6 protein-coding genes are annotated in these 10,106 nt (G+C 71.0%); 4 read left to right on the plus strand and 2 right to left on the minus strand.

What is annotated here, in order from left to right:
• The first annotated feature begins 146 nt into the window (after window positions 1–146).
• From dnaE to MHY49_RS17925, 3 genes are read left to right on the plus strand one after another with little or no spacing between them, the layout of a single operon-like run.
• Entirely contained in the window at window positions 147–3,710 is a 3,564-nt protein-coding gene (gene dnaE, locus MHY49_RS17915; RefSeq protein WP_239206421.1) for a DNA polymerase III subunit alpha, read from the plus strand.
• The gene (locus tag MHY49_RS17920) at window positions 3,710–4,867 is read left to right on the plus strand and encodes an endonuclease/exonuclease/phosphatase family protein (RefSeq protein WP_239206423.1); all 1,158 of its coding nucleotides are present in this window, start codon (window positions 3,710–3,712) and stop codon (window positions 4,865–4,867) included. The genes dnaE and MHY49_RS17920 overlap by 1 nt, the downstream gene beginning before the upstream one ends.
• Window positions 4,868–4,896: 29 nt before the next feature.
• Complete coding sequence (locus MHY49_RS17925) at window positions 4,897–6,093, plus strand: acyl-CoA dehydrogenase family protein (protein ID WP_239206425.1); 1,197 nt, start codon at window positions 4,897–4,899, stop codon at window positions 6,091–6,093.
• A gap of 132 nt (window positions 6,094–6,225) precedes the next feature.
• On the opposite strand, the gene MHY49_RS19435 is transcribed toward MHY49_RS17925, so the two are convergent.
• Window positions 6,226–6,762 (minus strand): GNAT family N-acetyltransferase, encoded by a 537-nt coding sequence (locus MHY49_RS19435; protein ID WP_239206427.1) that lies wholly within the window; start codon window positions 6,760–6,762, stop codon window positions 6,226–6,228.
• 178 nt (window positions 6,763–6,940) lie between these two features.
• Here MHY49_RS19435 and MHY49_RS17935 point away from each other — a divergent pair, with 178 nt between their 5' ends.
• Entirely contained in the window at window positions 6,941–8,302 is a 1,362-nt protein-coding gene (locus MHY49_RS17935; RefSeq protein WP_228358822.1) for an MFS transporter, read from the plus strand.
• A gap of 185 nt (window positions 8,303–8,487) precedes the next feature.
• Here MHY49_RS17935 and MHY49_RS17940 read toward each other — a convergent pair whose 3' ends face one another.
• A complete protein-coding gene (locus MHY49_RS17940; protein ID WP_239206429.1) occupies window positions 8,488–9,909 on the minus strand; it encodes a nucleobase:cation symporter-2 family protein in 1,422 nt (473 codons plus the stop codon).
• Window positions 9,910–10,106 lie beyond the last annotated feature (197 nt).

A 10,106-nucleotide genomic window follows, 5' to 3' on the forward strand; every position in this document is an offset into this window, starting at 1 on the left:
AAGAGACAGCCCCGGACGCCCGCCGCGAACGCCCGGAACCCCGCCCGCATTCCCGACGCGCCCGACGCGCCGGGGTGACCTCCCCGACCCTTCCGAGGCCCGCCGGGACGGCCCGTCCGTCGGCCCTCACCAGTACGCTGGAGCGCATGGCCGACGACTTCGTTCACCTCCACGTCCATACCGACTACTCGTTGCTGGACGGGGCCGCGAAGGTCGACAAACTCATCGACGAGGTGGTCCGCCAGGACCAGAAGGCCATCGCCATCACCGACCACGGATACGTGTTCGGCGCCTACGAGTTCTACAAGACCGCGACGGCCGCCGGCGTGAAGCCGATCATCGGCGTCGAGGCCTACGTGACCCCGGGGACCAGCCGCCACGACCGCACCCGTGTGCAGTGGGGCACGAAGGCCCAGCAGGAGGCCGGGGACGACGTCTCCGCCCGCGGCGCCTACACGCACCTCACCCTGCTCTCGCGCTCGACCGAGGGCATGCACAACCTGTTCCGCCTGGCCTCGGAGGCCTCGCTCGACGGGCAGATGGGCAAGTGGCCGCGCATGGACCGCGAGATCCTGCAGAAGTACTCGGGGGGTCTGATCGCCTCCACCGGCTGCCCCTCGGGCGAGGTGCAGACCCGCCTCCGTCTGGGTCAGTGGGACGAGGCGGTGAAGGCCGCCGGCGAGTTCCAGGACATGTTCGGCAAGGAGAACTACTTCGTCGAGCTCATGGACCACGGCCTCGATCTCGAGAAGCGCGTGACCAAGGAGCTCATCGAGCTCTCGAAGCACATCGGAGCCCCACTGCTGGCGACCAACGACCTCCACTACGTCACGGAGGAGGACGCGAAGATCCAGGACGCCCTGCTGTGCATCAACTCGGGCTCCACCTTCGACACCCCGGGTCGCTTCAAGTTCGGCGGCTCCGGCTACTACCTGAAGTCCGCCCGCGAGATGCGCGAGCTGTTCCGCGAGCTGCCCGAGGCCTGCGACAACACCCTGAAGATCGCCGAGATGTGCGAGGTCTCCTTCACCACGACCGCCGAGGGCGCGAACTTCATGCCCGTCTTCCCCTGCCCGCCCGGCGAGGACGAGCACTCGTGGTTCATCAAGGAGGTCCAGCGGGGGCTCGAGTACCGCTTCCCGCAGGGCATCCCGGACGACGTGAAGAAGCAGGCCGAGTACGAGACCGGGATCATCACCCAGATGGGCTTCCCGGGCTACTTCCTCGTCGTCTCCGACTTCATCAAGTGGGCCAAGGAGAACGGGATCCGCGTGGGGCCGGGCCGCGGCTCGGGCGCCGGCTCGATGGTCGCCTACGCCATGCGCATCACCGACCTGAACCCCCTCGAGCACGGCCTGCTGTTCGAGCGGTTCCTGAACCCCGACCGCGTCTCCATGCCCGACTTCGACGTCGACTTCGATGATCGCCGCCGCGGCGAGGTCATCGAGTACGTGACCCGCAAGTACGGCGACGACAAGGTCTCCCAGCTGGTGACCTTCGGCGTCATGAAGACGAAGAACTCCCTCAAGGACGCCTCGCGCGTGCTCGGCTACCCGTACGCGATGGGCGACATGCTCTCCAAGGCGCTGCCGCCCTCGGTCATGGGCAAGGACATCCCGCTCTCGGGCATCCACGACCCCGAGCACAAGCGCTACGCCGAGGCCGGCGAGTTCCGCCGCGTGGTCGACGAGAACCCCGATGCGCAGCGCGTCCTCGAGATCGCCAAGGGCGTCGAGGGACTGGCCCGCGGCTGGGGCGTGCACGCCTGCGGCATCATCATGTCCAGCCACACGCTCACGGACATCATCCCGATCATGCGCCGCCCCTCGGACGGCCAGGTCATCACCCAGTTCGAGTACCCCGAGTGCGAGGCGCTCGGGCTGTTGAAGATGGACTTCCTGGGGCTGCGCAACCTCACGATCGTCTCCGATGCGCTCGACAACATCGGGAAGAACGGGAAGACCGCCCCGGACCTGGAGACCCTCGAGTTCGACGATCCCGCCCCGTACACCCTGCTCCAGCGCGGCGACACCGCGGGCGTGTTCCAGTTCGACTCCGCCGGCTACCGAGAGCTCTGCCGGCAGATGAAGCCCGACAAGTTCGGCGACATCTCCGCGCTCGGCGCGCTCTACCGCCCGGGCCCGATGGGCATGAACTCGCACACGAACTACGCCCTGCGCAAGAACGGGCTGCAGGACATCACCCCGATCCATCCCGAGCTCGAGGAGCCCCTGCAGGAGGTCCTCGCCGAGACCTACGGCCTGATCGTCTATCAGGAGCAGGTCATGCAGATCGCCCAGAAGGTCGCCGGGTACTCGCTCGGCGAGGCCGACATCCTGCGCCGCGCGATGGGCAAGAAGAAGAAGGCGGAGCTGGACAAGCAGTACGTCTCCTTCGAGGCAGGCATGAAGGAGCGCGGCTACTCCGCCGCCGCCATCAAGGCCCTCTGGGACACGCTGCTGCCCTTCGCGGACTACGCGTTCAACAAGTCGCACTCCGCCGCCTACGGCGTGGTCTCCTACTGGACGGCCTACCTCAAGGCGCACTTCCCGACCGAGTACATGGCGGCCCTGCTCACCTCCACCCAGGAGAACCGCGACCGCCTCGGCTTCTACCTCGGCGACTGCCGCCACCACGGCATCACCGTGCTGCCCCCGGACGTCAACGAGTCCGACATGTACTTCTCGGCCGTCGGCGACGACATCCGCTTCGGGCTCTCCGCGATCCGCAACGTGGGCGCGAACGTCGTCGAGGCGATCCTGCAGGCCCGCGAGGAGAAGGGCGCCTTCACGTCCTTCACCGACTTCCTGGACAAGGTCCCGCTCACCGTGTGCAACAAGCGCACCATCGAGTCCCTCATCAAGGGCGGCGCCTTCGACTCGCTCGGAGCAAACCGCCGCTCCCTCGTCCTCATCCACGAGGACGCCGTGGACTCCGTGGTCGGCGTCAAGCGCAAGGAGGCCCAGGGCCAGTACGACCTGTTCGGCTCCGACCTCTTCGGCGGCGGGGAGGACGGCGACGAGGCCTCTGGGTCCTCGGCGACCATCACGATCCCCGAGGTCCCCGAGTGGGACCGCAAGGAGAAGCTCGCCTTCGAGCGCAACATGCTGGGCCTGTACGTCTCGGATCACCCGCTGCACGGGCTCGAGCACATCATCGCCCAGAACTCGACGACCACGATCAGCTCCCTGGCGGACGACGGTGCGATCGAGGACGGCACGATGGTCACGATCGCCGGTCTCATCACGGGCCTGCAGCGCAAGACCACCAAGAAGGGCGACATGTGGGCGATCGCCACGGTCGAGGACCTCGAGGGTGCGATCGACTGCCTGCTGTTCCCGACCACCTACCAGACCGTCGCGACCGAGCTCGCCGAGGATCTCGTGGTCTCCATGAAGGGCCGCGTCGACACCTCCAAGGGCATGCCCGAGATGCGCGTCATGGAGATGACGATCCCCGACACCTCCAGCTCGATGGGGACCGACGGCCCCGTGATCATCACCGTGCCCGCGGCCCGCTTCACCCAGCGGATCGCCGAGGACCTGCGCGGCGTGCTCGAGGACAACCGCGGCATGAGCGAGGTGCGGCTGAAGCTCCAGGAGCCCGGACGCTCCACGCTCATGGAGCTCGACCGCAGGCTCGCGGTCTCGCCGTCGGCCGCGCTCTACGCCTCGCTCAAGGCTCTGCTGGGCCCCGGCTGCCTGCACTGATGAGCGAGCACGCGGGGCAGGCCGGGCGAGGCGGACCGGGTGGTCGGTCCGGACGGGCGGGGACGCTGCGCGCGGCGACGTTCAACATCCATCACGGCGCCTCGGCCGACGACCACCTCGACCTCGCCCGCACCGCGGCGGAGATCCGTGCACTGGACGCGGACGTCGTGGGCCTGCAGGAGGTCGACGTCGCCTTCGGCGACCGCTCCGCGGGCGAGGACCAGGCTCGGGCGCTCGCCGAGATGCTCGGGATGGACGTGGCCTTCGCGCCGGCCATCGACCGCCCGGGGACGGACCCCGACGGGCCCCGGCGCCAGTACGGGGTCGCACTGCTGGTCCGGGGGCGGATCCTCGAGTCCGAGACGCACCTGCTGCCCGCCGCTCCCGGCCTCGGGCCGCTGCGCGAACCGCGCGCCGTGCTGTGCGCGAGCGTGCGCACGGCGCGGGACGAGGCCGGCCCCGCGGACGCTTCGGCGGGGAACAGGTCCGATCCCGCGGACGCGCCGGCGAGCCCCGATCTCACCGTCCTCGTCACGCACCTGGACACGGAGCGCCCCGAGCATCGCCGCGCACAGATCGGGCGGATCCTCGAGGTCGCAGCCCGGCGGGCACAGGACCTGCACGGATCGGGCGTCGACGCATCGGACGTCGACGGCTCCGCCGCTCCTCCCGCGCTGCTGCTCGGAGACATGAACGCCGATCAGAGCGCCCCCGAGATGCGGCTTCTCGCCGCCTCGGGCTGGCGCGACGCGGCCCTCGAGGCCAGCGGCCGGGCACCGGTCGGCGGTGGCCGCGACATCCGTACCTCGGACGGCGAGGTCTCGGAGGTCCGTGCCATCGGCGGCGCATCGGCGGCCGGGCGCGTGGGGAGGACCCTCACGGCGGCGCTGCGCTCGCCGGCGTTCGCCGTCGCGACCACCGCGGTGGTCTCGGCGGCCTCGAACGTGCTCGCCGCCGTGGTCTCGCGGCTGCCGGGCACGGGCCGGACCGTGGGCGCAGGGGTGCGCGGATCGTTCCCCGCCGTGTTCCCGGTGCGGAGGATCGACGGGATCTGGGTCCACGGGCCGCTCGTCGCGCGCGCCGTCGAGGTGCCGCCGGGGAAGGCATCGGACCATCGGGCCGTCGTCGCGACCCTCGAGGACACGGGCCCGGCCTGAGCGGCCCGCGTCTGGCCTACGGTGGGGCCATGACCGTCGACGCCGCCGCCCTCCTGCCCGATCCGCTGCTGCGCGGCTTCCGTGAGCGCGCCGCGGTCCACGACCGCGAGAACACCTTCCCCCGTGATGACCTCGAGGATCTCCGGGAGCTCGGCTACCTGCGCCTGCTCGTGCCCCGCGAGCTCGGCGGGATCGGCGCGAGCCTGCTGGAGGCGAGCCGCGTCCAGCGCCGCCTCGCGGGCGCCGCGCCCGCGACCGCCCTGGCGATGAACATGCACCTCGTGATCACCGGCGCCGCCCTGCACGCCCATCGCCTGGGCGCCGAAGGGGTCGAGCCGCTGCTCGAGCACGCGCTCGCGGGGCGCCTTCTCGCCTTCGGCATCTCCGAACCCGGCAACGAGGCGATGCTCTTCGACTCCCAGACCGTCGCCCGCAGCGACGGCCAGGGCGGATACCTGCTCGAGGGCACGAAGATCTTCACCTCGCTCGCCCCCGTGTGGGACCGGCTGGTCGTGCACGGGCGGATCCCCGGGGACGACGTCGACCTCCCGCTCGTCCTCGGCTCGATCGAGCGCACCGACGCGGTCGAGACGCTCGAGGACTGGGACACCCACGGCATGCGCGCCACGCAGTCGCGCACCACCCGCCTGCACGGCGCCCACCTCGCGCCCGAGGACGTCATCACCCGGACGCCCGTCGGTCCGAACACCGACCCCTTCGTGGTCGGGATCTTCGGGGCATTCGAGCTGCTCCTGGCGTCCGTGTACACGGGACTGGCCGAACGCGCCGTCGAGCTGGGCACGCAGATCGCGTCTCGGCGCCGCAGCGCCACGCGCGGCATCGTCCTCGCCGACGACCCGGACGTGCGCAGCCGCCTCGCCGGCGCGGCGATCGCCCTGGACGGATCGGTGCTGCAGATCGAGAAGCTGGTCGCCGACCTCGACGCGATGGGCACGGGCACGGGCGGGCCGGGGACCGTGGACCACGGACCGCGCTGGTTCCTGCAGCTCTCAGGAGTGAAGCACCGCGCGACCGAGGCGGCGATCGGCGCGGTCGACCAGGTGCTCCGCGCGAGCGGCGGCGCGCACTTCTCGCGCACCTCGGAGCTCGAGCGGCTCTCGCGTGACGTCCGCGCCGGCCTGTACCACCCCTCGGATGACGAGTCCGTGCACGGCTCCTACGCGCGGGCGCTCCTCGGAGAGATCGGCGCCGAGCGCGGGGAGTGAGCGGCCGGGCGTGAGGGGTGAAGGGCCGGGCAAACCGCCGGACCGGCGGCCCTCAGGCGCGTGGGCCCTCAGGCCCGTCGGCGCTCCGGTGCGACCGGCCTCAGGGTCGACCGGCCTCAGGGTCGACCGGCCTCAGGCGCGTCGGTAGCCGAGGACGACGGCGGGGGAGCCGGTGACCTCGTAGCGGAAGTTCGGCAGCAGCTCCACGTAGCCGCAGCGACGGTAGAGCGCCCGCGCAGGGTTGTCGGGGCCCGTCGACAGCAGCGAGGTGGTCTGGGGCATCGTCGCGTGCAGATGCTCGAGGAGCGCACGGGCGAAGCCGCGTCCGCGCGCCCACGGTGTGGTCGCGACCTCGACCACCTCGAAGGCGTCGCGCGTCCAGTCCGCGAGCCCTGCTGTTTCGAGCGCGCCCTGCACCTGCCGCGGCCACCAGGAGCTCGGATGGTAGGCATGCCCGAACAGCATGGAGTGCAGCTGCGAGGTCTGCTCGTCCTCCACCACGGCGATCCGCGTGCCAGGGACCAGCGAGAGCGAATGGCGGATCCGACCGCGCAGATGATCGAGAAGGGACGCGCTCGCGTCCCACGCGGCGCGGTAGACCTCGAGGACCTCCTCGAGGCGGGCACGGGCCTCCTCGGGAGTCAGGTCACGCGCGTTCGCAGAGGGCACAGCGACAGACTAGAGCGGCAGAGGACAGGCCGCAGGGCGGCTGTGGACGAAGGTGCGTGCCGTCGGTCACCGGTGCGTGGGCCGCGTCACCGGAACTCGGCGGCCGTTCGCGGACACTAGGGTTCCATATTTCGGACACTATTCCGCATGCCGAGACTTGAGCGTAAATTCGCCGATCGTGACGCACTATCCCGCCCCGACGACGTCGGCCCCCTCCGAGCCGAATGCACCCGACGCAGCCCCCGCGAACACGCGCGGACGCGTGATCGTCGCCTCCATGGTCGGCACGACCATCGAGTTCTTCGACTTCTACGCGTACGCGACCGCGGCCTCGCTGGTCTTCCCCGCGCTCTTCTTCCCGAACGAGACGCCCACGACGCAGCTGCTGAGCTCCTTCGCCATCTTCGGCGTCGCGTTCTTCGCGCGCCCCATCGGCTCGATCATCTTCGGGCACTTCGGCGACCGCATCGGCCGCAAGCGCACGCTCGTGGCGAGCCTGCTGGTGATGGGCATCGCGACCTTCCTCATCGGCGTGCTGCCCACCGCTTCCGCCCCCGGCTTCACGATCCTCGCGCCCGCGATCCTCGTGCTCCTGCGCTTCTGCCAGGGTGTGGGCCTGGGCGGCGAATGGTCCGGCGCGGCCCTCCTCGCGACCGAGAACGCGCCCGCCGGCAAGCGGGCCCTCTACGGCACCTTCCCGCAGCTCGGCGCGCCGATCGGCTTCATCCTCTCGAACATCCTGTTCGTGATCCTCAGCCTCACCATGACCGACGCCCAGTTCGCCTCCTGGGGCTGGCGACTGCCGTTCCTGTTCTCCGCGGCGCTCGTGATCGTGGGTCTGTGGGTGCGGCTCAAGCTCATGGAGACCCCCGCCTTCCAGAAGGTCCTCGACGAGCAGCGCGTGGCCTCGGTGCCGATCGCCCGCGTGTTCAAGACCGCCTGGAAGCCGCTGATCCTCGCGACCCTCGCCATGGTCGCGACCTACGTGCTCTTCTACATGATGACCGCGTTCCTCATGGTCGTCGGCACCACGCCTGCCGACGGGGCCGTGCCCGGGCTCGGCTACGCACGCCCGACGTTCCTGACCATGCTCATCATCGGTGTCGTCTTCTTCGGCATCTTCACCGTGGTCTCCGGTCCGCTCGCCGACCGTATGGGGCGGCGCCGCATGCTGCTCATCGTCACCGCGCTCATCGGCATCTACGGTCTGCTCCTGCACCCCCTGGTGGGCGGCGGCACCGTGGGCGTCATGGCCGCGCTGATCATCGGCTTCACGCTCATGGGCCTCACCTTTGGCCCGATGGCGGCGTTCCTGCCCGAGATGTTCAAGGCCGACGTCCGCTACACCGGCAGCGCCGTCAGCTACAACATGGCCTCGGTGATCGGCGCGGCACCCGCGCCCTACGCCCTGATCGCCCTGTGGACGGCCATGGGCGGTCAGCTCTGGCTCGTCGGCGGCTACCTCGCACTGGCGGCCGTGGTCACCCTGGTCGCGCTGTTCATCGGCTCGGAGACCAAGGACGTCGACTACCTCGCCTGAGCGCCGCGGCCGGTCCGTCGGCCGACACACGCGGCCAGTGGGCCGAGGACCGAAGATATGAGGCCGGCGAACCAAGGACGCACGTTCTTGGTTCGCCGGCCTCGTGTCTTGTGCCCGGGCTCGGGCCCCGGGCGCCCGGCCCAGCGGGTTGCCGAGCACCCGGGCCGCCGGGCCTTCGGGCCCGTCTAGAGGTGATCGTGGGGGCGGATGCCCCCGCGCCCCTTGAGCAGCAGGTTCAGGAGCACGGCGCTGAAGGCGGCAGCGCTCACGCCGGAGCCGAGCACCATCGCGGCCAGCGAGGGCAGGGCGTCGTAGAGCGCGGGCACGGCGACCGGGAGCACGGCGAGGGACAGCGAGACGGCGACGATGAGGGTGTCGTGGCCGGCGTCGCGGTCGTCGCGGCGCGGTGCCTCACCGATGGTGCGGATGCCCGCGGCGGCGACCGAGCCGAACAGCACGAGGCCCGCGCCGCCCAGCACGGGCTGGGGGACGGCCGCGACCACGCGTCCCAGGAGCGGCACGAGCCCCAGCAGCACGAGGATCACGCCGCCCGCGGCCACGGTGAAGCGCGAGCGCACGCGGGTGACCGAGATCAGTCCGATGTTCTGCGCGAACGCGGTCGCCGGGAACGAGTTCACCAGCGGGGCCAGTGCGCTCGCGGCCATGTCGGCGCGCAGCCCGTCGGCCAGGCGCCGAGGGGGCAGGTCGGTGCCGACGACCTTGGTGACCGCGAACAGGTTCGCGGTGGTCTCCATGAGGGTCACGATGATGACCACGACCATCGGCACGATCGCCGCGAGATGGAACGTCGGCACGCCGAAGGCGAACGGGCGCGGCAGGGCGACGACGCTCCCGGTGAGGACCTCGGAGAAGTCCGCGGCCCCGACGATCGCGGCGATCACGGTGCCCACGGCGATGCCCAGCAGGATCGCGACGCCCGAGAGCGCCCGGATCCGTGAGAACACGAGCACCGCGACGAGAGTGAGCGCGGCGAGGCCCAGGTGCAGGGCGCTGCCGTAGCCGGGGGCTCCCTCCGTGCCCATGATCCAGCCGGCCGCGACCGGCAGCAGCGAGATGCCCATCGCGGCGATGATCGTGCCGGTCACGACCGGCGGGAACAGCGGCTGCAGGCGCGAGACCACTGGAGCGAGCAGGAAGCCGACGACGCCGGCGACGATCACCGACCCGAACACCGAGGGGAGTCCGCCGTCGCCCGCGATGATGACGAGCATCGTCGAGACCGCGCCGAAGGTGGTGCCCTGCACGAGCGGCAGCTTCGCCCCGAAGAAGGGGATGCCCAGGGACTGCAGGAGCGTGGTCACGCCCGAGACGAACAGGGCCGAGGCGACGAGAACCCCGATCTGGTCTCCCGGCAGTCCCGCGGCACCACCGACGATCAGCGGGACGGCGACCACGCCGCCGTACATCGAGAGCACGTGCTGGGCGCCGTAGACGAGGCTGCGGGGGAGGGGCAGACGCTCGTCCTCGGGGCGCGCGGTGCGGGGCGCGGCCGCGGAGGTCGACGGGTCCGCGAGCGCGGGGTCGGCCGACGGGCTCGACGACTCGGAGTCGATCGACGGATGTCGCGGAGTGGGGGTCTCGGGCACGGAGAGGGTCCTGACGCGGGGGAGCGGGGGTCGCCGGACCGGATGCGGCGCGCAGCGCGGTGACCGGCCGGAATGCGGAAGCGCCCACCGCGGCGACGGTGAGCGCTGGGATCAGGGTACTCGCGGCGGATCGCGCGGCCCACCACGGGGTGTCCGATGAGACGCGGGGATCGGCGACGGGTGAGGGGAGGGGGATG

Origin of the sequence: Brachybacterium sp. ACRRE, from assembly GCF_022346485.1 — a bacterium.
Taxonomy (GTDB): Bacteria; Actinomycetota; Actinomycetes; order Actinomycetales; family Dermabacteraceae; genus Brachybacterium; species Brachybacterium halotolerans.

Bases quoted from the DNA above. Each gene is read 5' to 3' on its own strand.
- dnaE (WP_239206421.1), top strand. From the start codon at position 147: ATGGCCGACGACTTCGTTCACCTCCACGTCCATACCGACTACTCGTTG.
- MHY49_RS17920 (WP_239206423.1), top strand. From the start codon at position 3,710: ATGAGCGAGCACGCGGGGCAGGCCGGGCGAGGCGGACCGGGTGGTCGG.
- MHY49_RS17925 (WP_239206425.1), top strand. From the start codon at position 4,897: ATGACCGTCGACGCCGCCGCCCTCCTGCCCGATCCGCTGCTGCGCGGC.